The sequence below is a fragment of the Bradyrhizobium sp. B039 genome (genome assembly GCF_038965675.1).
In the GTDB taxonomy this organism is placed as follows: domain Bacteria; phylum Pseudomonadota; class Alphaproteobacteria; order Rhizobiales; family Xanthobacteraceae; genus Bradyrhizobium; species Bradyrhizobium diazoefficiens.
On record NZ_CP152416.1, the window covers coordinates 6,730,998 to 6,753,031 of the forward strand.

20 protein-coding genes are annotated in these 22,034 nt (G+C 64.9%); 4 read left to right on the plus strand and 16 right to left on the minus strand.

Annotated features, from left to right (window positions below):
- Positions 1-6 precede the first annotated feature (6 nt).
- The 5 genes from AAFG50_RS31980 to AAFG50_RS32000 all read right to left on the minus strand — a co-directional run bounded on the left by AAFG50_RS31980 (position 7) and on the right by AAFG50_RS32000 (position 4,677).
- Positions 7-711 (minus strand): ABC transporter ATP-binding protein, encoded by a 705-nt coding sequence (locus AAFG50_RS31980; RefSeq protein ID WP_028176154.1) that lies wholly within the window; start codon positions 709-711, stop codon positions 7-9.
- Between the two features lie 3 nt (positions 712-714).
- Positions 715-1,482 (minus strand): ABC transporter ATP-binding protein, encoded by a 768-nt coding sequence (locus AAFG50_RS31985; protein ID WP_028176155.1) that lies wholly within the window; start codon positions 1,480-1,482, stop codon positions 715-717.
- Positions 1,483-1,511: 29 nt separating this feature from the next.
- On the minus strand, positions 1,512-2,822 hold the full coding sequence (locus AAFG50_RS31990) for an ABC transporter substrate-binding protein (RefSeq protein WP_028176156.1): 1,311 nt from the start codon (positions 2,820-2,822) through the stop codon (positions 1,512-1,514).
- A gap of 95 nt (positions 2,823-2,917) precedes the next feature.
- Entirely contained in the window at positions 2,918-3,622 is a 705-nt protein-coding gene (locus AAFG50_RS31995) for a hypothetical protein (RefSeq protein ID WP_028176157.1), read from the minus strand.
- 29 nt (positions 3,623-3,651) lie between these two features.
- Complete coding sequence (locus AAFG50_RS32000; RefSeq protein ID WP_028176158.1) at positions 3,652-4,677, minus strand: ABC transporter substrate-binding protein; 1,026 nt, start codon at positions 4,675-4,677, stop codon at positions 3,652-3,654.
- Positions 4,678-4,816: 139 nt separating this feature from the next.
- On the opposite strand from AAFG50_RS32000, the gene AAFG50_RS32005 reads away from it, so the two are divergent.
- Entirely contained in the window at positions 4,817-5,266 is a 450-nt protein-coding gene (locus AAFG50_RS32005) for a cupin domain-containing protein (protein WP_028176159.1), read from the plus strand.
- A gap of 56 nt (positions 5,267-5,322) precedes the next feature.
- Here AAFG50_RS32005 and AAFG50_RS32010 read toward each other — a convergent pair whose 3' ends face one another.
- The 6 genes from AAFG50_RS32010 to AAFG50_RS32035 form a co-directional block, all read right to left on the minus strand.
- A complete protein-coding gene (locus AAFG50_RS32010) occupies positions 5,323-6,096 on the minus strand; it encodes an anti-sigma factor (protein WP_028176160.1) in 774 nt (257 codons plus the stop codon).
- Positions 6,093-6,611, minus strand: a complete 519-nt coding sequence (locus AAFG50_RS32015) for a sigma-70 family RNA polymerase sigma factor (protein ID WP_011089224.1) — start codon at positions 6,609-6,611, stop codon at positions 6,093-6,095. Before AAFG50_RS32015 ends, AAFG50_RS32010 begins: the two co-directional genes overlap by 4 nt.
- A gap of 40 nt (positions 6,612-6,651) precedes the next feature.
- On the minus strand, positions 6,652-8,121 hold the full coding sequence (locus tag AAFG50_RS32020; protein WP_028176161.1) for a YncE family protein: 1,470 nt from the start codon (positions 8,119-8,121) through the stop codon (positions 6,652-6,654).
- A 9-nt stretch (positions 8,122-8,130) separates the two neighbouring features.
- A complete protein-coding gene (locus AAFG50_RS32025; RefSeq protein WP_049832629.1) occupies positions 8,131-8,592 on the minus strand; it encodes a DUF305 domain-containing protein in 462 nt (153 codons plus the stop codon).
- 176 nt (positions 8,593-8,768) lie between these two features.
- The gene (locus AAFG50_RS32030; protein WP_011089227.1) at positions 8,769-9,557 is read right to left on the minus strand and encodes an ABC transporter permease; all 789 of its coding nucleotides are present in this window, start codon (positions 9,555-9,557) and stop codon (positions 8,769-8,771) included.
- Complete coding sequence (locus tag AAFG50_RS32035; RefSeq protein ID WP_011089228.1) at positions 9,557-10,375, minus strand: ABC transporter ATP-binding protein; 819 nt, start codon at positions 10,373-10,375, stop codon at positions 9,557-9,559. Before AAFG50_RS32035 ends, AAFG50_RS32030 begins: the two co-directional genes overlap by 1 nt.
- Positions 10,376-10,519: 144 nt before the next feature.
- Here AAFG50_RS32035 and AAFG50_RS32040 point away from each other — a divergent pair, with 144 nt between their 5' ends.
- Entirely contained in the window at positions 10,520-11,302 is a 783-nt protein-coding gene (locus AAFG50_RS32040) for an ABC transporter ATP-binding protein (RefSeq protein WP_028176162.1), read from the plus strand.
- Entirely contained in the window at positions 11,299-12,858 is a 1,560-nt protein-coding gene (locus AAFG50_RS32045) for a glycine betaine ABC transporter substrate-binding protein (RefSeq protein ID WP_028176163.1), read from the plus strand. Before AAFG50_RS32040 ends, AAFG50_RS32045 begins: the two co-directional genes overlap by 4 nt.
- Before the next feature lie 190 nt (positions 12,859-13,048).
- Here AAFG50_RS32045 and AAFG50_RS32050 read toward each other — a convergent pair whose 3' ends face one another.
- Positions 13,049-14,761 carry a sulfatase-like hydrolase/transferase gene (locus tag AAFG50_RS32050; protein WP_028176164.1) on the minus strand — a complete coding sequence of 571 codons (1,713 nt, stop codon included), beginning with the start codon at positions 14,759-14,761 and terminating at the stop codon, positions 13,049-13,051.
- Between the two features lie 180 nt (positions 14,762-14,941).
- Entirely contained in the window at positions 14,942-15,595 is a 654-nt protein-coding gene (locus tag AAFG50_RS32055) for a TetR/AcrR family transcriptional regulator (RefSeq protein ID WP_039185776.1), read from the minus strand.
- A 106-nt stretch (positions 15,596-15,701) separates the two neighbouring features.
- Between AAFG50_RS32055 and AAFG50_RS32060 the strand changes: the two genes are divergently transcribed.
- Positions 15,702-16,322: a hypothetical protein gene (locus AAFG50_RS32060; RefSeq protein WP_039185779.1), complete on the plus strand. Its 621-nt coding sequence runs from the start codon at positions 15,702-15,704 to the stop codon at positions 16,320-16,322.
- 7 nt (positions 16,323-16,329) lie between these two features.
- On the opposite strand, the gene AAFG50_RS32065 is transcribed toward AAFG50_RS32060, so the two are convergent.
- The 3 genes from AAFG50_RS32065 to AAFG50_RS32075 all read right to left on the minus strand — a co-directional run bounded on the left by AAFG50_RS32065 (position 16,330) and on the right by AAFG50_RS32075 (position 21,984).
- The gene (locus tag AAFG50_RS32065; RefSeq protein WP_028176167.1) at positions 16,330-17,181 is read right to left on the minus strand and encodes an SDR family oxidoreductase; all 852 of its coding nucleotides are present in this window, start codon (positions 17,179-17,181) and stop codon (positions 16,330-16,332) included.
- 267 nt (positions 17,182-17,448) lie between these two features.
- Entirely contained in the window at positions 17,449-18,549 is a 1,101-nt protein-coding gene (locus tag AAFG50_RS32070; RefSeq protein ID WP_028176168.1) for a DUF2336 domain-containing protein, read from the minus strand.
- A 51-nt stretch (positions 18,550-18,600) separates the two neighbouring features.
- The gene (locus AAFG50_RS32075; RefSeq protein WP_231166562.1) at positions 18,601-21,984 is read right to left on the minus strand and encodes a PAS-domain containing protein; all 3,384 of its coding nucleotides are present in this window, start codon (positions 21,982-21,984) and stop codon (positions 18,601-18,603) included.
- Positions 21,985-22,034: the final 50 nt, after the last annotated feature.

Genomic DNA, 22,034 nt, shown 5'->3' on the forward strand with positions numbered 1-22,034 from the left:
CGCCCCTCACACCCCGAGATACGCTTCCTTGACCGTGTCGCTCGCGAGCATCTCGGCCGAAGTGCCTGAGCTGCGGATCGTGCCGGCCTCGATCAGATAGGCACGGTCGACCACCCGGAGCACCTGCTGCACGTTCTGCTCGACGATCAGCACCGTCAGCCCGCGGGCGCGGATTCGCTTCACCAGCTCGAACACCTGCTGCACCACGACCGGCGCAAGTCCCGCGGAGGGCTCGTCGAGCAGCAGTAGTTTTGGATTGGACATCAGCGCGCGCCCGATCGCGCACATCTGCTGCTCGCCGCCGGACATCGTGCCGGCCATCTGGTGGCGGCGCTCCTTCAGGCGCGGAAACAGGTCGAACACCACCTCCAGCCGCTCGGCATAGTGGCCGCGCGCCTCCTTCATGAAGGCGCCCATCTTCAGATTGTCGTCGACCGTGAGCTGCGGAAACAGCCGCCGGTTCTCCGGCACATGTGCAATGCCGAGGCTGACGATCTTGTGCGGCGGCGTCGCCACGACGTTGACGCCTTCCATCCTGATCGAACCGCGCGAGGGACGGATCAGGCCGGAGATGACGCGCATCAGGGTGGTCTTGCCGGCGCCGTTCGGGCCGATGACGCCGACCGCCTCGCCGGCCCTCACGTCGAGATCGACGTCGAACAGCGCCTGGAACGTACCGTAGCCGGCGTTGACGGACCGCAGCTCCAGCATCGGCTAGCCTCCCGCGCGGCGGCGCGCTTCGGCGGCCGCGGCCTGCGTGGTCTCGGCATCGGTGCCGAGATAGACCTCGATGACGCGCGGATCGCCTGCGACCGCGCTCGGCAACCCTTCCGAGATCTTCTCGCCGTGATCGAGCACCATGACGCGATCGACCACCCGCATCAACACGCCCATGATGTGCTCGACCCAGATGATGGTAATGCCGAGCTCGTCGCGGATGTTGCGCAGCATGTCGGCGGCCTGGTCCATCTCGGTCTCGTCAAGGCCGCCGAGGCTTTCGTCGGCGAGCAGCAGTTTTGGCGCGGTAGCGAGCGCTTTTGCCAGCTCGAGCTTCTTCAACCCGGCAGCGCCGAGGCCGTCGACGCTGGCATGGCGGTCGGTCGGCAGGCCGACCATGGCCAGCGATCGCTCGGCCGCCTCCTCAGCTTTGACGCGGCTGTGGCGGCCCTGGCCGTAGAAGCCGGCGAGCGCGACGTTCTCGAAGATGGTCAGGCGGCGGAAGGGGCGCGGAATCTGAAAGGTGCGGCCGATGCCGCGGTTGATGATCCGGTGCGGCGCGAGGCCCGCGATCTCGTGCCCGGCGAACAGGATCGACCCGGAGGTCGGCGCCAGCGTGCCGGAGAGCATGTTGAAGATCGTGCTCTTGCCCGAACCGTTGGGACCGATCAGGCCGAGGATCTCGCCCTGGTCGACCCGAAACGACACGTTGTTCACGGCGGTGAAGCCGCCAAACCGCTTCACCAGCCCGCTGACTTCCAACACCAAAGCTCTCCGTTTCTTCGCGTGTTGCGCTACTGGTTGCTGTAGGTGGTGCCCTTCGGCAGTGGCAGCACGGCCTCGCGCTGCGCCTGGCTCTTGGGCCACACCACATGGGACTTGTCCTCGAGATACTGGATCACGACGGGGAACGAGCGCTCGTTCTGCCCCGCCATCGGCGTGCCTTCGCCGTAGAACTTGACGCCGAAGCCGAGCATGGTGCCGCCCTCGGGGATGTCGGTGTCGAGCGCCGCCTTGCGCAGCGCGTCGGGATCGACCCCGCCGTATTTCTTGATCGCGCGCGGCAGCACATCGCTCATGAACACATAAGTGTTGGACGCACCGATGCCGACATGGGCGGAGCGGATGGCGACGCCGGGCCTGATCTTGTCGAACTCCTCGCCGACCATCTTGATCACGGGCGGAAGCTTCGGATCCATGGTCTTCTGGTTGGCGAGCCAGATCGAGATCGGGTCGGTGTTGAAGATGTAGGTGGCATCCGCGCCCATGCCCTCCTTCAGCTTCTCATAGACGCCGTAGCCCGCGCCATGCCCCATCAGCGCGCCGAACTTCAGCCCCTGCTCGCGGGCCTGCCGCAGCAGCAGCGTGATGTCGGGGTTGTAGCCGGTGTGGAAGATCACGTCGGGCTTGGCGCGCTTCAGCTTGGTCACCAGCGCCGAGAGATCCGGCGCGGTCGCCGAATAACCTTCCTTGATCACGAGGTTGAAGCCGGCCTTCTTGGCGCCCGCCTCGTTACCCCTGGAGACGTCGACGCCATAGGCGCCGTCCTCATGGATGATGGCGACGCGCAGATCCTTCGGCTCCTTGTCGAACTTCGCCTTGGCATTCTGGGCGATGAAATCCATCGTCATCATGCCGAACTGGTCGCCGCTCGCCTGCGGACGGAAGACGTATTTGTAGCCCTTCTCGTTGAACACGGCAGACGAGATGCAGGTCGTCATCCACATGAACTTCTTGAGCTGCTCGACACGCGCGGCTACGGGCACGCATTGTGCCGAGGAGAAGAAGCCGAGCACCATGTCGACCTTCTCCTGCTCGAGCAGGCGGACGGACTCGTTGATGGCGACGTCGGGCTTGCTCTGCGCATCGGCATAGACCGCCTCGACCTTGTAGCCCTCGACGCCGGTCCTGGCGAAATGGTCGAGGATGATCTTTGCACCGATATAGCCGAGCTCAGAGCCGCCGCCCGCGAGCGGGCCGGTCAGGTCGAACACCACGCCGATCTTGATCTTCTTCTCCTGGGCCTGGGCGGAGACCGCCAAGCCCGTCGCTGATATCGCGACCATCAGCCCCCGTACCAAGCGGGCAGCCATGCGCAGGCGCATCTAAACCTCCCTGGACGATTGTGCATTGCATTCTTCTTGCTTTTGCTTTTTCGCCCATCACATGGGCTGCGCGCAGCGATGTCAAGCCTCGCGCGTCAGCGCGAGGCGAACTGCTGCGCGACGAAGGCCGTGACAAATCGCGGCATGGTAGGTGTGAGATCATCCATCCCGCGCACGAGATGAATGGCCGACAACTCAGGTTCGGTCTCGCGCGCGAGATTGGCTTCGATCCGGGCACGGATCGCCTCGCCCGGCATGCCCAGGTTGATTATCTGAATCATTGCAATCGCATGGCCACTGACGACGCAGTGCCAGTCGGTTTCCGCCGCGTAGTCGGCCGCGGTCAGGCCGGTCTCCTCGGCGAGCTCGCGGACGACGCTGCCGGGAATGTCGAGCACACCGTCCCTGACGTCGTCGAGATCGGGCGTGCCGGAGGGGAAATAGATGCGGCCGGCATTGGCGGTGTGCTGCGCCATTTCGCCCATCACGAAGGCGCCGTCGGAGGCGCGCAGCGCGCCCATGCCGAAACCGTTGAACACGGCGGTGTCAGGGAAGCCCCAGTCGCGCCAGGCGAGGAAGCTCGCGAAATCGGTCTCGAAATAGGTCGCGGCGAGATGGCCGTCCGTGAACACGGCATCGCGCCCGAGCAGGACGCGGCCGTTCCAGATTTTCGGCCGCTCGCGCTGCTTCTCGGCAAAGTGCGCCGCGATCTCGGCGCGCCGTTCCTCGGCGAACGGCCAGATGATCGGCCGCACGGCGAGATCAAGCGTCGTCACGCGATGAATGACCGGGGACGTCATGAAGCCTGGTTACCGCGCCTTCGCGTCAGTTATTTGGCGCTCCCCGTGGTCTTCTTGGCCTGCTCGACATACCTATTGGTAAAGGTCTTGCTGACGTCGATCTTGGCGTTGGCGACCTCGGGCGAGCCGACGCTGAACACGGCGAGCACGGCGTCCGCGCCCTTCGGGTCCATCTTGCCGGTCTCGGAGAACATCGGGATCGTGTTCTTCAGCGCGGCGAGATAGAGGTCCTTGTTCTTGCCGACGGTCTCTTCCGGCATCTTCGCCATGATCTCCTCAGGCGAGTGCGAGTGAATCCAGGCCAGCGTGGCGAGGATCGCATTGGTGAGCGCCTGCGTCTCCTTCTCGTGGCCGTTGACCCAGGCCGCGGTCGAATACAGCGCGCCGCCCGGATATTCGCCGCCGAACGTCTCAAGCGTGTCCTTCTGGGTGCGGGTGTCGCTGAGAATGCGCAGATCCTTGTGGCTGCCCTGGAGCACCGTGACGGAGGGATCCAGCATCACGGCTGCGTCGATCTGCCCCTGCTCCATCGCGGCCACCGCGGTGGCGCCGAGGCCGACGCCGATCACGGCGGTGCCGGCGGGATCGAGGCCATTCCTCTTGAGCATGTATTTGAGGAAGAAGTCGGTCGAGGATCCGGGGGCGCTGACGCCGACCTTCTTGCCGGCGAGATCCTTGATCGACTTGATTTCGTTCGTGTGCGCGGGCGAAACCACCAGCACGAGGCCGGGATAGCGGTCATAGACGACGAAGGCCTGGAGCTCCTGCTTCTTGGCCGCCAGGTTGACGCAATGGTCGAAATAGCCGGAGACCACGTCGGCGCTGCCGCCGAGCACGGCCTTGAGCGCGTCCGAACCGCCCTTGAGGTCCACAAGTTCGACATTGAGGCCGGCCTTGTCGTATTCGCCGAGCTGCTTGGCCAGCACCGTGGGCAGATAGCATAGGCAGGAGCCGCCGCCGACCGCGATGGTCACCTTGCTTTGCGCCGCGGCAAGACCGGTGGTGAGCGTCAGCGCGAGCAGCGCGCCGGCGAGCCTGGCAATCGTGTTCTTCATTGGTTTCCTCCGTTCGGCCGGCGGCACCATAGAGCAGCGGGACCGGCTTGAGAAGCACTGCCTAAGTGCGACTCGCCATCAGCCTTTGGGCGCAATAGCATGGCCAAACAAGAACAATTCCTGATGGGGAGAATCATCCATGAATCGCCTTGCTGCCGGACTGTCGATCGCCGCCGCCTTTGCCGCCGGATGCGGCGCAAACCAGTTGCTCCGGCCGGCGCTGGCCGCCGAGAACGTCACCGCGCAGATCATCCATACCGGCGAGATGGAAGGCGACGCGCTCGGGCCCGCCAACAACGTCGGCTATCGCTCCAAGATGTTCGCAAGCGCCGACGGCGCCACCATCTCGATCCAGGTCGGCAATGTGCCCAAGCACCTGCATCCCAACACCAACGAAATCCAGTACATCCTGGACGGGACCGGGACGATCTGGCTCGGCGACAAGGAGGTCACGGTGAAGCCGGGCGACCTCGTCATCATCCCCAAGGGCACGCCGCATGGCGGCACTAAGCCGATCAGCGGCCAGGTTAAGGCAATCGCGATCAAGACGCCGCCGCAGGCGCCCGACGATACCAAGCTGCTGGATTGAGCATTCGCGCTGCCGGGGCTCGCGCGACGCGCGGGCCCGTCCACTGAATGTCCCGGCTAGATCGGGCGCGCCTGCTTCCTGATCTCGTTCGCGATCGGCTTGAGCGTGTCCGTCGGAAGCTCGCCGACGAGCGTATAGCCCATGCCGCCGTCCGCCCAGGCGAAACCCGCGACATCACCGGTCGATTGCGGCAGCATCGGCGTATCCTGTCCACCGCGGCTCATCGGGCGCGTCAGCACGACAAGGCGATCGCCGCGATCGTCGTCGTACATGAACATCGCGGCCGGACCGTGCGAGGTCGCAACGAGACGACCTCCCATCAGCCGATAGCCGGACACGGAAAGATCCGGCACCTTGACCGGCTGCTTCAGCCGGTTGGAGACCCATTGCGTGAGCTCGGCACTGTCGGACGCTCTTATCTCGACCGGCCGCACGCGGTCGGGCGCATAGACGCCATAGGAGTAGGCGGCCTCCTGGGCCAGCGCAGACAGACCGTTCGAACCTTCTTGCAGCAGGCTGCGCATGGTCCAGCCGCCGAAACCGCCGATGCTCAGGAGCAACAGCGCCGCGATTGCCCACCATGCGTGCAGAGGGCGCCGCTTCCGGCTCTCGATCATGTGCGACAGGTTCAACTCGGCCGGCAATGGTTCATCGGCGATTGACGCCAGCGCGCTGCGCAACTGCTCGCGCTGGGCGGCAAAGGCCGCGACGCGCCCGGCGACATCCGGGTGATCGTCCAGATAGGATGCGACCTCCGCACGACGCTCAGGCTCGAGCGCGTGGTCCACAAAGGCGTGGAGATCGTCTTCCGTGATCGGCCGTTGGCTCATTTCATGCTCCGCAATGCCACGACGTTCCCCGGTGCAACGCCGTCCATCTCCTGCAGCAGCCGCTCCCGCGCACGCGACAGGCGCGACATCACTGTCCCGACCGGGACGTTCAACACGTCCGCGGCGGCGGCGTAGGAAAGATCCTCGACTGCAACAAGCAACAACACAGCCCGCTGCTCCTGCGGCAGTCTCGCAAGCTTGTTCAGGACATCCTGATAGATCAGCCTGTGCTCCTGCGCTGCCGCACTGACAAGCTCGCGCTCGCCGGCATCGTCGATCGGCATATGCCTGCCCCGCGCTGTTGTCTGGCGAAATTGAGTGACCGCCAGATTGTGGAGGATCGTGAACAGCCAGGCGCGCACGCTGCCGTCGCGCCGCTGGTGCCAGCGGCCGACGGCCCGCTCCAGGCAATCCTGAACCAGATCGTCGGCGGCCGCGCGATCGCGTACGAGGGCGCGCGCATAGCGGCGGAGCGCGGGGATCAGTGGCTCGACCTGAACCAGCATGTCCTTCATGAGGCGCTCCGCCTGCTCTTCGTTGCCGCCCGACGGTGCGTCATTGCGTCTCGATCTGGACCGCCTCGCCGGGCCCGGCCGCGTCTCCGGAGGCGATCACCAGATATCGCTTTCCAGCCACGGCGGACTGATCGACGATCTGCCGGATCGGGCCGGCCGCGTTGACGATGGCCGATCCGGCCGGATTGGTCATGAACGCCGCCAATGGCTGTAGCGGGCCGCTTCCGTCACTGCGTTCCGCCAGCGCCAGCACATATTTCTGCCTGGGCTCAAGTCCCGTCACCGAAGCCTGCAAGATCTGGATCAGGCCCTGATCGAACAGCGAGACGCTGGTCGGCGCCTTTCCGTCCTTCGAACCGTCCCTGGATGCAAGCGCGAGATGAGCGACCTTGCCGGCAACGCCGAGGAGCTGCAGGTTCTGGTGGTCATCCGGATTGGGAGCCGCGCCCGGAACGTAGGCAATGGCCTGCGGCGCCTGGCCGATCGGGACATTCGCCACCACGCTGTTGGTTGCGGTGTCGATCGCCGCGAGCGCGTCGGCGTTCTCAAGCCCGACATAGATGCGCGTGCCGTCACCGGACGGCCAGACGCCGTGCGGCAGATTGCCGACCGGGATCGTCGCGACTTGCGAGAAGTCGTCGGTGCGGAACACCTTCACCTGGTTCAGGCCACCAATAGTGACGTAGGCAAATGTCCCCCTGGCAGTGTGCGCGAAATTGACATGGTTGGTGATCGGACCGGTATCGATCGTCCTGATCGGGTTGAACGGCGGCCTGGCGTTGAACACCTGCGTCCTGCCCGTATCCTTCAGCGTGAACCACACCTGGTTTCCATCCGGCGTCACCGCGATGTTCGGGCAGAACGGGCTCTCCTGCTTCACCCTGGCGATGATCTTGTGCTCGGCGACCGCGACGACGTCGGTCTCGGGATTGAAGGACGAGCAGATGTAGGCGTATTTGCCGTCCGGTGAAAACATCTGCATGCCCGGCCCGCTGGGGGTGGTGATGCGGCGTTTTTCCTCAAAGCTGTGCGGGTCGATCACGGAGATGTAGTTTTCGCCGCGAACGGTGACCCACACCTCCTTGCCGTCCGGCGTGAAGAACGCCTCGTGCGGCGACCGCCCGATATAGGTCGTGTGCTTGACCGCATTGGTCGCGGTGTCGATGAAGGTGACCGAGTTTGAGCCGATCGACACCACGGCAAGCGTCTTGTGATCGGGCGAAAAGCCCATGCCATGCACGAGAACCTGGCCCTTGTAGAGCGGGCTGAAATTGCCGGGCTGCGGGTCGCCGAGCCGGATCACCCCAAGCAGCTTGTTGTCGACCGGGTCGGTCACCGAGACCGTGTTCGAGAACTGCTCCGCGGCATAGACGCGGTCGTGATGGCTGATCGGAATATCGGGTGAGGACAGCGCACCAGGCGCCTGCCCTGCCCATGCGGCTGAACCGGTTGCAAGCATGGTGGCCGCCAGGAAGATGCTCTTCCCGATGCTGCTTCTCGACGTCTTCATGTGGCACTCCTACTTCTTCATTCCGGCGGACATGTCCATCTGCATGCCCGGGTGATGATGGACGCTTGCAACGGGGCCAGACGGCGGCTGGGTCGGAGCGGGCGTCGTATCGGTTGCCGGTTCGCCGATCGCGAGCTTCATGGCCGCGATCTCCTGCATCTGGTCGACGATGATTTCCTGGGCAATGCGCCGCAACTGCTCGTTCTTGCCGTAGCGCAATTCGATGACCGCCATGTCGATCGCACCCTGATGATGCGGATTCATCATCGCGACGAAGTCGCGATCGACGTCGCCCGTCGGCTTGGCAGCCATGTCGTTCATCATCTTGGCCATGGCGGATTCGTTTTCTTCCAGGAACGCACGCTCCTCCGCGCTCAGCGCAGCCGGCGGGTTGGCCGGATGGGCTTCATGCGCGAATACGAGCGGAGGAATTGCGAAGGCGACGAGAATGCGTGCGCCGATGAGTGCCATGCCAAGGCCGGGCCTTGGCCATCGGCATCTGCCTGCGAGCGCCGCAACGAGGCGATGAAACTGTGACCGGTGCATCCTGAACTCCCATGCAGGTGGTTGCATGGGGGTATGACGCGTGGGCGCGCGTTCTATTCCGGCCGGTCAATCACATAAATGTCAGCAGGACAACGCGGCGGCTAGCCACGTCCATCCAACGCTGTTGGCCGCCACACCAGCAAGCGCCGCTCCACCAGCGTGACCCCGAAGTCGATCAGGATGACGAAGGCCGACAGCACGAACATGCCGGCGAACACGCCGGCGACGTCGAACACGCCTTCGGCCTGCTGGATTAGATAGCCGAGGCCGGCCGCCGATCCCAAATACTCGCCGACGACGGCGCCGACCACGGCGAAGCCGACCGAGGTGTGCAGCGAGGAGAACATCCAGGACAGCGCCGACGGCCAATAGACGTGCTGCATCAGCTGCCGCTCGCTCATGCCGAGCATGCGGCCATTGTCGAGCACGGTGCGACTGACCTCCTTGACGCCCTGATAGACGTTGAAGAACACGATGAAGAACACCAGCGTCACGCCGAGCGCGACCTTGGACCAGATGCCGAGGCCGAGCCACAGCGCGAAGATCGGCGCCAGCACCACGCGCGGCAGGGCGTTGACCATTTTCACGTAAGGGTCGAACACCGCGGCGACCAGCGGCTGGCGCGCGAACCAGAAGCCGATCAGCACACCGCCGAGCGATCCGATCACGAAGGCGAGGATCGATTCCGCGAGCGTGATGCCGAGGTGCTTCCAGATCACGCCGGAGGCAAACCACTTCACGATCTGGCTGAACACGTCGAACGGGTTGGAGAAGAAGAACGGCGGCAGCACGATCTTGCCGAACACGGGGACGGTCGACAGCACCTGCCACAGCACAATGCAGACGACTGCGACCAGGACTTGCAACGCAAGCAGCGTCGGGCGCGACATCAGACCGCCTCCGCCGCTTGGGTGGATTGCGCGTAGCCCTTCATCACCTCGTCCTTGAGCACGCTCCAGATCTCGCGGTGGAGCGCATGGAATTCCTTGTCCAGGCGCACCTCGAAGATGTCGCGCGGGCGCGGCAAGCCGACGCGCCAGTCGCCGATGATGCGCGAGGACGGCCCCGCCGACATGATCACGACGCGGTCGGCGAGCGCGATCGCCTCTTCGAGATCATGGGTCACGAACAGCACCGCCTTGCGGTCGGCGTTCCAGAGATCGAGCAGCAGATTGCCCATCACCTGGCGGGTCTGTGCATCGAGCGGCCCGAACGGCTCGTCCATCAGCAGGATCTTGGGATCGCGGATCAGAACCTGCGCCAGCGCCACGCGCTTGCGCTGGCCGCCCGAGAGCATGTGGGGATAGCGGCCCGCGAAGGCGCCGAGGCCCACGGACGTCAGCCATTTCTGCGCCCGCGGCAGCGCCTCGGCGCGCGGCGTACCCTTGATCTCGAGCCCGATCGCGACGTTGTCGAGCGCGGTCTTCCAGGGGAACAGCGCATCGGCCTGGAACAGATAGCCGGCATCCCGGTTCAGCCCCGCGAGCGGCCGGTCGAAGATCTTGACGCTTCCGGCCGCCGGCTTCAGCAGCCCGGCCGCGACGTTGAGCAGCGTCGATTTCCCGCAGCCGGTCGGGCCGACGATGGCGACGAACTCGCCCTGCGCGACCGAAAGATGCGCCTTCTCCACCGCTGTATAGACCCGTCCGTCCCCCAGCCGGAACGCAACCTTGGCATCTTCCAGCGCCACTGCCGTGGGCGTTGTCATGTGTTCCCTCCGAATTTGGTCCGATGCCTTAACCGCTTGCGCGGCCAAGTTCAATCAACCCGCCAAGCGTGCTACGCATGGGCTTCGTCGCCTCCTTCACCCTCCCCTGGAGGGGGAGGGTAAGGAAGAGTGAGCCCCGTCCTGATGCCTTCCAAGCCCGCCATCAGCTATTCCCACGTCACCAAGAGCTTCGGCTCCCTCAAGGCCGTGGACAACGTGTCGCTGGACATCGCCGAGGGCGAGTTCGTGGCCATCGTCGGCGGCTCGGGCTCGGGCAAGACCACGCTGCTGCGGCTTGCCAACCGGCTGATCGAGGCGGATCTCGGCACCATCACGGTCGAGGGCGAGGACGTGCAAAACGTCGATCCGGTCGCGCTGCGGCGCCGGATCGGCTACGTCTTCCAGAGCGGCGGGCTGTTCCCGCACTTAACCGTCGCCGACAATATCGGGATCACGCCGAAACTGCTGGGCGCACCGGCAGTGGATATCGCAGCGCGGGTCGACGAATTGCTGGAGCTCGTGCAGCTCGACCGTGCCGCGCATCGTGACCGGCTGCCCGAGGCGCTCTCGGGCGGCCAGCGCCAGCGCGTCGGCGTGGCGCGGGCGCTCGCGGCAAAGCCCCGCATCGTGCTGATGGACGAGCCGTTCGGCGCGCTCGATCCCCTCACCCGCGACGCGCTCGGCGACGACTATCGCTCGCTGCATCGCAGGCTCGGCCTGACCACAGTCATGATCACGCATGACATGACTGAGGCGATCCTGCTCGCCGACCGCATCGCGGTGATGCGCGGCGGCAAGCTGCTCGCGCAGGGCACACCCGCGGAGCTCTCCACGAGCACCGACACCTATGTGCTGGAGCTGCTGCGCACGCCGCGGCGCCAGGTCGAGCGGCTGAACGCGCTGCTGCCGCAGAGCGGTGCGGCATGAGCCTCTTCACCGATCCACGCTGGGGCGAGGCGCTGTCGCATCTGCCCGACTATCTCGGCAACCATGTGCGGGTGAGCCTGGCCGCGCTGGCGCTCGGCCTCGCCGTCAGCCTGCCGCTGGCGATCCTGACACGCAACCGCCCGGCGCCGCGCGGCATCCTGCTCGCGCTCGCCAGCATCGTGCAGACCGTGCCGGGACTGGCGCTGCTCGCGCTGTTCTATCCGTTGTTGCTGGCGGCGGCGTCCCTGACGCTCGCCTGGTTCGGAATCTCCTTCTCGGCGTTCGGCTTCCTGCCGGCGATGCTGGCGCTGGCGCTGTATTCGATGCTGCCGGTGCTGCGCAACGGCATCACCGGGCTGAACGGCATCGACCCGGCGCTGATCGAAGCCGCTGAGGGCGTCGGCATGACCGCGCGGCAGTCGCTCGTCCTGGTCGAGCTGCCGCTGGCGCTGCCGGTGATGATGGCGGGCATCCGCACCGCCGCGGTCTGGGTGATCGGCACCGCGACGCTCTCGACCCCGATCGGGCAGACCAGCCTCGGCAACTACATCTTTGCCGGGCTCCAGACCCAGAACTGGGTATTCGTGCTGTTCGGCTGCCTTGCCTCCGCCCTGCTGGCGCTCGCCGTCGATCAGTTGCTCGGCCTGATCGAGAGCGGCCTGCGCCGCCGCAGCCGCCTGCGCACCGGGTTCGGCGCGGTCGGGATCGCGGCACTGGTCGCCGCAACGCTGGTGCCGACGATGGGCCGCTCGTCGCAGGGCTACGTCGTCGGCGCCAAAACCTTCGCCGAGCAATACGTGCTGTCGGCCCTGCTCAGGGATCGCCTCCAGGCGGCCGGCCTGTCGGCCACGGCGCGCTCGGGCCTCGGCTCGAGCGTGATCTTCGGGGCGTTGAAGGCGGGCGACATCGATCTCTATGTCGATTATTCCGGCACGCTCTGGGCCAACCAGCTGCATCGCACCGACATCAAGCCGCGCGCCGAACTGCTCGCGGAGCTGAAGACAGCCCTCACGAAAGAGAACATCACCCTGCTCGGCGAGCTCGGCTTCGAGAATGCCTATGCGCTGGTGATCCCGAAAAAGCGCGCCGAGGCGCTTGGCATCCGCACCATCGCCGATCTCGCCGCGCACGCATCGGCGCTATCGATTGCCGGCGACTACGAATTCTTCTCGCGCCCCGAATGGGCGGCGCTGCAAAAGGCCTACGGCCTTCAATTCCGCGCCCAGCGCCAGATGCAGCCGGATTTCATGTATGCGGCGGTCGCCAGCGGCGAGGTCGACGTCATCGCCGGCTACACCAGCGACGGGCTGATCGCGAAATACGACCTCGTTGTGCTCGACGATCCCAGGCACGCGATCCCGCCCTACGATGCGATCCTGCTGCTCGCACCCAAGCGCGCCGGCGACGAGCGATTGCAGGCCGCGCTCAGACCGCTGCTCGGCAAGATCGACATCGCCACCATGCGCGAGGCCAATTTGCGCGCCAGCGGCAACGACGCGAATTCGTCGCCGGATGCGGTGGCGAAGTGGCTGTGGGGGAAGGTGGGCGGGCGGTAGGCCTGTGCTATTTATTCGGTGTCGTCCTGGCGAAGGCCAGGACCCATTCCCAAGGCTTGGTTATGTGGACGGTACTAGCAGCTCGCTCGATTTGATAGATCACGCGGTATGGGTCCTGGCCTTCGCCAGGACGACATTGGAGAGACATGGACGCTCCAAGAAACGCCCCCTCGCAAAACGCGTCAGAGCGCTACAGCCCCCGGATCATCCCCGCATTGATCAGCAGCCGGTTGAGCCGCCGCGCCTCGGCGCCGTCCTTGCAGCCGTAGAAGATGCCCGTGCAGCGGAGCATGATGTCCTTTTGCACGGCGAAGGACGGGTCGAGCGGGATGCCGGCGGCTTCCTGGATCACCAGCGGCAGATAGGGCCCGTCGATCGTGTCCATCACGGCCTCGCTTCTGACCGGCTCGAAATTGACGGCGTCGATCGCGTAGTAGGTCGCGTAGAGACGCGGATCGTAGGCGTCGAGCTTCTTGCCGATGGCGCCTTCGTCGAGCCCGGGCTCGAGGATGTTCGGCGCAAACTCGGGCTGATGATCGCCATAGCGCACGATCAGGAAGGGCTCGCCGGGAAACGTCTTCTTCAGCCCCGCGACGAAAGCCCTGTACTGCTCGGCGCTCATCGCCTGCCGGCGCAGATATTCGTCGATGGACGCCACATTGCCCGGCGCGCGCCAGTTCGGCAGCAAATCGGGACGGAAGCGCGTCTCCCAGGGGAAATGATTGGCGCCGAGATAGATGAAGGTGAACAGCGGCTTGTTCGGCGTCCGCTCGCCCATCAACCGGAGCGCCTTGTCGTAGAAGAACGAGTCCGGTTCGACGTCCTTGGCGCCGAGGTCCTTGGAATCGAGGAAGCGTTCGACGCCGGTCGTCATCTGGAAGCTGCGTGCGCCCATGAAACCGCCATAGGCGGGATAGAGCGACAGGGTGTCGTAGCCGCAGCGGCGCAGCGCCAGCGGCAGGCCGCGCTCGACGCGGCCCGTTGCGATGCGCGTCACGAAATACGCGAAGCGGCCGAACGAGCGCGAGGAGAGGCCGGCGAGCACGTTGTATTCGGTGAACCAGCTCGGCCCGCCATTGCTCTCGGCCAAAAACGTGCGCTGCTTGCCATCCCATGACTTGAAGTGGCTGCCATAGCCCTGCGGCACCTTGATGCCCTGGGCGGCGCGGATGTCGAAGCTCGATTCATCATGGATCATGATGATGTTCGGCCGGCGGCCCGTGGGATGGCAGGCGTCCACCAGCGGCATGTTGAGCCGCTCGTTGGTCGAGGCGGCCGATTCCATGAAGCCGTACTGCGCGAAGTCGGACACCGCGCTGACGCCGGAGCGGAAGAACTTCGAGAGATAGCCGTCGTCGTAATACCCCCGCCAGGCCTCGTCCGGATGATAGAGCGAATAGCCGACCAGCGCGGCGAGACAAGCGAGCTTGCAGGCGAGCGCCGGCAGGCGCCGGATGCGGAACGGATCGAGCCACCACAGCGCGTACATCAGCGGCAGCGTGACGAGACCGGCCAGGATCACCGACCAGCGCAAATTCGGGAAGATCGTGAACAGGAACGCGACGGTGTCGCGGTCGATCATCATCAGGTCGATGAAGTTGACCGTCATCTGCACGACGTCGTGCTTGAGCCGCGACAGCAGCACCAGCACGACGACCAAGGTCAGCGACAGCGCGCCCGACAGCGCCGGCCGGCGCAGCAGTGTGATCCAGAAGAAATTGAGGATGCCCCAGGCGAGCGCGAAGGAGAGGCGCGAGCCGAAATCGGTCTCGGTCTCGTACATCAGCGCGAGGGCCGCCAGATGCGGCGCGGCGACCGCGAGCAGCCGCCAGATGCCGAGCGCGGCAACGCTCGCCAGCACGGCAGTCGTGGCAGAAGGACCTGGATTGGGCGCGGACGCCATCGACGACACGCAACAGCTGGTCCGGCACGATGATCCTAGCCGTCTGGCCGGCCCGAAGGCGACTAGGGCGTCCGGCGCAGCCGGAAGCCTGCACCGTGTCATAAAACTGTAACGGAACAGTCAAGGACAGGCAACGCGCGCCGCGATCCGACCTTCGCTTATTCCTAGCGGCGGGCGACGCTAGCGCTTGGCAATCCCGGCGATGAACAGGTCGATGACCCCTTCCGCCATCCGCTCGACCTCCCCCTCCTCCACGCCCCAGCGCGGAAAGTGGCCATCGAGATTCATCCGGGCAAAACCGTAGACCAGGGCGCGACCGGCGATCTGGATGCGCTTGAGGTCGGCCGACGGCAGCAGGCCCTGCTCCGCCGCCTCGGCCAGCATCTGCTCCGTCAGGGCGATTAGCTCGGCATTGTCGCGCGTCAGCTCCGCGGAGCTGCCATGGGCGAAATAGCGCCCCGTGGAGATGATCTCGAAATGTGCGGGATTGCGCATCGCCCAGCGCAGATAGGCAAGGCCGAAGGCGCGGAAGCGGCCGAGCGGATCGGCGGCCGGAGCCTCGCCCAGCGCCTTCTCGATCTCCGCACGAAAGCGCCGCTGCGCCTCCCCGGCCACCGCCGCCATCAGCGCGTCGCGGTTGGGGAAGTGCCGGAACGGCGCGCCCGGCGATACCGCGGCCCGGCGCGCGGCCTCGCGCACGGAGACCTCGGCGCCTTCGGCCGCCAGTTGCAGCGCAGCATCGATCAGCACGCGGCGAAGGTCGCCGTGGTGGTACGGCCGGGCCTGGGATGTTTGGCGGCGCGCGCGCGGCCTGGAGGTCTGACGGGCGGGCATCGGGCCTTCTAGCATCACCCGAACGTGAATGTAAGCAGCGATTACACCATTGACGGATATGCCGGCCATAAATGTAATCGATGATTACATAAGGGAGGAAACCATCATGTCACAACGTCAAAGCTGGCTCGAAGGCTGGAGGCTGCTGGCCGCCCTCACCCTCAGCCTGATCGTCCTCAGCCTGTGGATCGCCTCGATGCGGCAGTTCGAGATCGAGGGCGTGCAGATGGTGATCCGCTTCACCGCGCGCAGCTCGCTCATGCTGTTCTGTCTCGCCTTCAGCGCCGCGGCTCTCGCCCGGCTCTGGCCCAATGCCTGGACGCGCTGGCAGCGCCGCAACCGCCGCTATCTGGGCTTGAGCTTCGCGGCCTCCCACGCAATCCACGCGGTTGCGATCGTCGCGTTCGCCAACATGGATCCGGCCGGCTTTGCGGAGGCGACCTCGGCCGCCTCCTACATCTTCGGCGGCATCGGCTATGCCTTCATCATCGCGATGAGCGCGACCTCGTTCGACCGCACCGCCGCGCTGCTCGGGCCCCGCGCCTGGCGCGCGCTGCACCTCACAGGGGGCTATTACCTCTGGCTCCAGTTCATGGTGTCGTTCGGCAAGCGCGTGCCGGCGATGCCGCTCTATGCCGCCTTCCTCCTTCCGCTGCTCGCCGTGATGGCGCTGCGGCTGATCGCAATGGCGGCCCATCCGCACCGACAGACGGCCGAAGCGAACTGAACGTCGATCAGCCCTGCGGCAGGAACCCCAGCCGCTTGGCGATGATTCGATCGACCGTCCGTTTCGGCAACAATGCACCGATCAGATGGCGCAGCGGATCCGGTGTGATCTGGTAGCGCACCCTGGGGCTTGCCGCGGTCAGCGCCTCGAACACGATCTCGGCGATGCGCTCGGCGGGCAGGCCCTTCGCGCCGAGCGCCATCATGAACGCCATGACCTTGTTGAGCGCCGGCAGATAGGGCGAGTTCTTGTAGACGGAGAGATCGATCTCCTCGGCCTTGCTCCAGATCGGCGTCTTCACCGCGCCGGGGGCGACGATGATGACGTCGATGCCGAACAGCATCAGCTCGCGGCGCAGGCTCTCAGAAAGGCCCTCGATCGCGTGCTTGGAGGTGCAGTAGGGCGCCGACAGCGGATTGCCGTTCTTGCCTGCGACCGAGCTGATCATCACGATCCGCCCCTTCGGCCCCTTCAGCGACGGGTCTGCGCCGAGCAGCGGCCCGAAAGCCTGCGTCGCGATCACTGGGCCGATGACGTTGATGTCCATCTGGCGGCGGAAATCATCGGCCGACAATTCGAGCACGGGACCGGCCACGGCGACACCGGCATTGTTGACGAGGCCGGCCAGCGTCTCGCCGCCCAGCGCCTCGCGGACTTTTCGCGCAGCAGCGAGGACCGCCGCCTCGTCGGTGACGTCGAACAAGAGCGGCGTGAAGTTGGCGCCGAACTCACCCGTGAGCCGGTCGGCGTCGGCCTGCTTGCGGACGCTGCCGAACACGCGATAGCCGTGCCCGACCATGAATTTCGCAATGGCCCAGCCGATGCCCGTGGACGCGCCGGTGACGACGACAGATCGCATGGTCATTCCCCCAAAAGTTCCCGCGATCATGCAGGAGGAAGGCACCGGTGCGCAATGCCGCCCAGCTCTCAAGCAGGCGCGGCAGATGTCGGTTCTTAGGATGAAGCGGCGCGCGAACGTCGGGAAATGAGATTGTTTGCGCCTTGAAAAGGCGGATGAAGAGCCGAATCCTTGTCTCTGAAGGCGCCGAGCTTTTGGCGATCGCGAAATTCTGAAAAAATCTGAAAAACGGCGCGAGACCAGGAATGTGGTTTGGGTTCGCGTCCGCTAGTGGACAGGACCCTGGCCGGCCCGCTCGCGGAGCCGGTAGAATTGGAGCGCGGCCTTCGCGGTATTTGGCTTCAACCGGAGGAAGCTTGCAAAGCACTGCTCCAATCGTTCTTTCGCCTCGTGGGGTGAACCGGGCTGAAACGTCAAGATCGCCTTCGTCGTGTCCCAGGACAGACCGATCGCCTTCGCAAGAATGAGAATCTGCTCGGGCTCGGAGCGGACCAGCGCACGCTCGATCGCTCCGATCGGCAGATCGCTCATGAGCGACAGCGCGACGGCGGTCTTGTCGAAGCTCCGCTCGCCGATGAAGTCGAGCACGCGTGCCTCGTCGAGTTGCCCACCCGAATGTAGCGACCTCACCTCGGCCAACGCCCGGGCATGTTCGCTCGAGCCTGCCCGGGCCATCGTATGAAGCTCATCGGAGCTCTCCGCAATGGCACTCCGGATCAGCGCCGCCTGGCGCGGATCGGCCGCCTCCAGCTTGCGCCTCACCATCTCGGACGCATGGACGAACAATTTCAGCAAGCTCGCGCGCGGGATATCGGGGCGAGCCCAGATGCAGATGGCGAGCGCGCCATGGTCCCGGGCCCGGCCGGTGAGCCGGGACATTCCCTGGACCGAGAACCTGGCCCCACCGTTACCGGCTGTCCGCACCGCGACGTCGCTGTTGCCGCGTTCGACCAGGACGTCGGTGACGGGTTCCGTCAACTGGCTGCGGCCGGCGATGGCCAGCAGGTGATCCTGGCTCTTGGTCCGCGCGTTCTCCGCCAACGTCACCTCGTCGAGCCGTGGTGAGTGCTCCAGCACCGGCGCGGCCACCTCGGGCGCATCGTCAAACGCCAGCAAGCGGATCGTCCGTAGTGGCGCGTCAGGCAATCTGGAAAGCCGGCCCCCGAAGGTCGCCCGCGCGGTGCATTCGATATTCTTGAGAAGCGTGCTCATCACCTCGTCGAACAGATCGATCTGCACGTCGCTGAACTTGCCCGAGCCCAACACGAAGAGATCGGCGACTTGACGCAGAAGCTCGGCGCGCTTCGACAGTTCCGGGCTCGCCAGCGCGATCTCGAGTTGATCGATCAGGCCGTTCGCCAAATTCATCTCTCGTGACCCTGGGGTTGAGTTGCCTGCGTTCCGACGGAGGTCATGAGATCACGCGACGTTTTGTGCCGGCAACGGCAAATCGAAACTGATTTCAGAGTTCGGCACGGGTCGCCCGAACAGGTATCCCTCGACGAAGTCCACGCCCGCTGCTTGAAGAGCCTCGAATTGCGAAGGGGTCTCGACGCCCTTGGCGACCGTGGCGACACCGAGACCGCGCGCCAATGCGACCGCGGAGGCAATGACCGCGGCGCAATCCCTTCGCGTCGTGCAGTCCTTCACGATCGCGCGGTCGATCTTGAACTTGTCGAATGGGAAGCTCTGGAGGTAGCTCGCCGCGGAATAGCCTACACCGCAATTATCGAGGACGACGCCGACACCGAGGTTTTTCAGTTGCCGGACCGTCAGCAGGTGGGCCGCAAGATTCCCGTCCAGGAGCGCAGCGTCCGGTATTTCGAGTTCGAGCCGCTCGGGCGACAATCCCGACTCGACCAGCGCGCACAGGACGACGTCGAGCACGTTGCTCCTGTGGAACTGGGCGGCGCTCATGTTGACGGCGACCCTGATGTGCGCTGGCCAGGCAGCCGCGTCCAGGCAGGCCTGTCGCAATATCCATTCACCGAGCGGCACCATCAGTCCGGCCTGCTCGGCGACACCGAGGAACAGGAAAGGCGCCAGCACACCCTTCGAAGGGTGATGCCAGCGCACGAAACATTCCAGGCCCGTCATCGCGCGCGTTCTGGCGTCGATCACCGGCAGGTAGTGCAGCTCGAACTCGTTGCGGGCCATCGCTTCCCGCAGTTCGCCTTCCATCGACTTCTGTGTGTCCGCAGCTTCCGTCATTTCGGGCTGGAAGATGCGGAAATCGTTTCGGCCGGCAGACTTCGTCGCGTAGAGCGCGACATCCGCCTTCTGCAGCAACGTCTCGGCGTCGGCGCCGTGCTCCGGCGCGAAGGCGATGCCGACGCTGGCGCCGACGCTGACGCGATGGCCGTCAAGATCGACGGGTTGCTCGATCAGGCCGATGATCCTCAGAGCGAGAGCAATCGCGCCCTCGCTCTGATTTTTTTCGTTCTCCTGGATGATCGCGAATTCGTCACCGCCGAGCCGCGCCAGCACATCGGTATCCCGCAACGACGAACTCAGCCGCCGCGCAACCTCGACCAGCAACTGGTCGCCCGCGGCGTGACCGAGCGTATCGTTGACGGCCTTGAACCTGTCGAGATCCAGCATCAGCACGCTGAACGTCGTGCCATGACGCTGCGACCGCTTTGCAGCATCGTCGAGCTTTTCGGAGAACACGGCGCGGTTCGCAAGACCCGTGAGCAGATCGTGCTGCGCCAGATAGGCGATACGCTTCTCGTTTCTCGCCCGATCGGTAATATCCTCGTGGGTCGTGAGCCAGCCGCCATCCTGCATCATGTGGCGCGCGATCGCGACCACCCTGCCGTCGGCAAGTTCCCGGATCTCGCTCAGCTGCTTCACGTTCTGGCTGAGATAGACGTCCGGCGCGACGTCGGCAAAATACGTCCCTTTTTCGCGCCGATATTCGAGAATCTGCGCCAGCGAAGTGCCTGGCCCGATCTGATCGCCGCTCAGATGATAAATTTCGGCATAGCGCGCGTTCGAGACCACGATCCTCTGGTCAGCATCGAACATGCAGAGCCCCTGGGACAGGTTGTTGAGGGCAGCATCGAAGCGCATATTGATCGCCTCCAGCTCCGCTGCCTTCTGGGCCAGCATCTGCTCGCCGCGCTTCTGCTCGGTGACGTCTTCGTGCGTCGCAACCCAGCCGCCGTCCGGCAGCGGCTTGCGCTGGATCAGGATCTGGCGGTGGTCTTTCAACGCGTAGTCCTGCTGTCGCTGGGTCGGCATGATCTGGACATGCTGGTCGACCGAAAGCGAGCTGGTTTCACCGCGATCCGCATAGTGCTGCAATATCCGCTGCAGCGGCGTGCCTGGCTGTACCAGTTCGTCCGGCAGATCGTACATCTGCTGGTAACGGTTATTGGAGACGACCAGGTTCTTATCGGCGTCAAACAGGCACAGGCCCTGATTCATGTTGTTGATCGCGACATCGAACCGCGTGTTGATGAGCTTCAGCTCGGCGGCATTTTCGGCCAGCAGGATCTCGTCTCGCCGCCTCTCGGTGATGTCCTGATGAGTCGCGACCCAGCCGCCATCGGCCATGGGCGTTCGCAGGATCGAGATGATCCGGCCATCGGCAAGCGTGAGTATCCGCGGCGCCCGGTGCTTTGCGCCCTCGAGGAATTCCTCCGCGTCCAGTTCGGCTCCCGTTGCCTTGTAGTGGCCGACGATGCTGCTGAGCGGCGTTCCAGGTTCGACCTGCGACTCCGTGAGATCATACATCTCGCGGTAACGGCTGTTGGCGACCAATAGCCTCTCGTCGGCGTCAAACATGCTGAGCCCATGCGGCATGTTGCTCAACGCAGCATCGAACCGGGCACTCGCAGCCGCAAGCGCATTCGTTTGCCGCCGCAGCAGGAATGTGCCGATCAGAATAATGGTGACGATCGCGGCAGCCAGCGGGCCGAAGGTGTAGAGATGCCGGTACAGCGGCTGCAATACGTAACTACGCGAGTAAGTCACCACCAGAACCAGCGGCAGGCCGGACACGGCCTTGTACCCTGCGATGCGCGTGACGCCGTCGACGGGGCTGGTGAGCTCGTATGAGCCCGACTCGGAGACCGGCAGATACTGGGTGAAGAGCGGGCCGCCCGCAACCGACATGCCCAAAACGTTGCTCTGTTCCGGAACGCGCGCCAGGATCCGCCCGACGCGATGGAGCAGGACGACCGAGCCGTCCTGCCCCAGATCTATCTTGCGGTAGATCTTGAGGAGAAAAGATTGATCGAGCGGTGCAGTGACGATGCCCGCAAAGCTCCCGTCCGGGTTGTTCAACCGGCGCGACGCCGCGCTGAACCACTTGTCGCCGCCGGCCGAACGATAGGGTGGCGCAACGAACAATCCGGTGCCGGCGCCATCGCGCTGCGCGATGAAGTGCGACATGTCGGAGATGTTGCTGCGCGGCGGCGCGTGCTCGTAGGAATGCGCAACGACCGCGCCGGACGCATCGGTCCAGCCGACCGCGACGAGAATCGACGAGCTCTTGACCAGTTGACGCAACGCGGCATTGGCCGCACCGGGATCGGCGTATATTCCGGACAAGGCGCCCTTGCGGATCGCCTGCGCCTCGAGCAGCACTCGATCGATGTCTTCGAACGTCACCGCGGCATGCTCGGCAAGAATGGCCGAGAGATTGAGCGCGTCGGTTTTCGCTGATGCGACCGCTTCTCGATAACGGATGCCCAGATCAACGAGAAACAGGGCGACGACAACGAGCGAAAACAGCAAGCCCAGGATCGTGACGGACGATCCCGGCGATCCGGCCAGCCTTCGCCAAGCGTTCAGCATTGTCCATCTGCAATACGAGCAATGGCTCACCCTCGCTCGGCCGCGCTAAG

Bases quoted from the DNA above. Each gene is read 5' to 3' on its own strand.
- AAFG50_RS32040 (WP_028176162.1), top strand. From the start codon at position 10,520: ATGCCTTCCAAGCCCGCCATCAGCTATTCCCACGTCACCAAGAGCTTC.
- AAFG50_RS32005 (WP_028176159.1), top strand. From the start codon at position 4,817: ATGAATCGCCTTGCTGCCGGACTGTCGATCGCCGCCGCCTTTGCCGCC.
- AAFG50_RS32070 (WP_028176168.1), bottom strand. From the start codon at position 18,549: ATGAATTTGGCGAACGGCCTGATCGATCAACTCGAGATCGCGCTGGCG.
- AAFG50_RS31980 (WP_028176154.1), bottom strand. From the start codon at position 711: ATGCTGGAGCTGCGGTCCGTCAACGCCGGCTACGGTACGTTCCAGGCG.
- AAFG50_RS31990 (WP_028176156.1), bottom strand. From the start codon at position 2,822: ATGCGCCTGCGCATGGCTGCCCGCTTGGTACGGGGGCTGATGGTCGCG.
- AAFG50_RS32055 (WP_039185776.1), bottom strand. From the start codon at position 15,595: ATGCCCGCCCGTCAGACCTCCAGGCCGCGCGCGCGCCGCCAAACATCC.
- AAFG50_RS32050 (WP_028176164.1), bottom strand. From the start codon at position 14,761: ATGGCGTCCGCGCCCAATCCAGGTCCTTCTGCCACGACTGCCGTGCTG.
- AAFG50_RS31995 (WP_028176157.1), bottom strand. From the start codon at position 3,622: ATGACGTCCCCGGTCATTCATCGCGTGACGACGCTTGATCTCGCCGTG.
- AAFG50_RS32025 (WP_049832629.1), bottom strand. From the start codon at position 8,592: ATGGCACTCATCGGCGCACGCATTCTCGTCGCCTTCGCAATTCCTCCG.
- AAFG50_RS32075 (WP_231166562.1), bottom strand. From the start codon at position 21,984: ATGCTGAACGCTTGGCGAAGGCTGGCCGGATCGCCGGGATCGTCCGTC.
- AAFG50_RS32065 (WP_028176167.1), bottom strand. From the start codon at position 17,181: ATGCGATCTGTCGTCGTCACCGGCGCGTCCACGGGCATCGGCTGGGCC.
- AAFG50_RS32030 (WP_011089227.1), bottom strand. From the start codon at position 9,557: ATGTCGCGCCCGACGCTGCTTGCGTTGCAAGTCCTGGTCGCAGTCGTC.
- AAFG50_RS32045 (WP_028176163.1), top strand. From the start codon at position 11,299: ATGAGCCTCTTCACCGATCCACGCTGGGGCGAGGCGCTGTCGCATCTG.
- AAFG50_RS32000 (WP_028176158.1), bottom strand. From the start codon at position 4,677: ATGAAGAACACGATTGCCAGGCTCGCCGGCGCGCTGCTCGCGCTGACG.
- AAFG50_RS32060 (WP_039185779.1), top strand. From the start codon at position 15,702: ATGTCACAACGTCAAAGCTGGCTCGAAGGCTGGAGGCTGCTGGCCGCC.
- AAFG50_RS32035 (WP_011089228.1), bottom strand. From the start codon at position 10,375: ATGACAACGCCCACGGCAGTGGCGCTGGAAGATGCCAAGGTTGCGTTC.
- AAFG50_RS32010 (WP_028176160.1), bottom strand. From the start codon at position 6,096: ATGAGCCAACGGCCGATCACGGAAGACGATCTCCACGCCTTTGTGGAC.
- AAFG50_RS32015 (WP_011089224.1), bottom strand. From the start codon at position 6,611: ATGAAGGACATGCTGGTTCAGGTCGAGCCACTGATCCCCGCGCTCCGC.
- AAFG50_RS32020 (WP_028176161.1), bottom strand. From the start codon at position 8,121: ATGAAGACGTCGAGAAGCAGCATCGGGAAGAGCATCTTCCTGGCGGCC.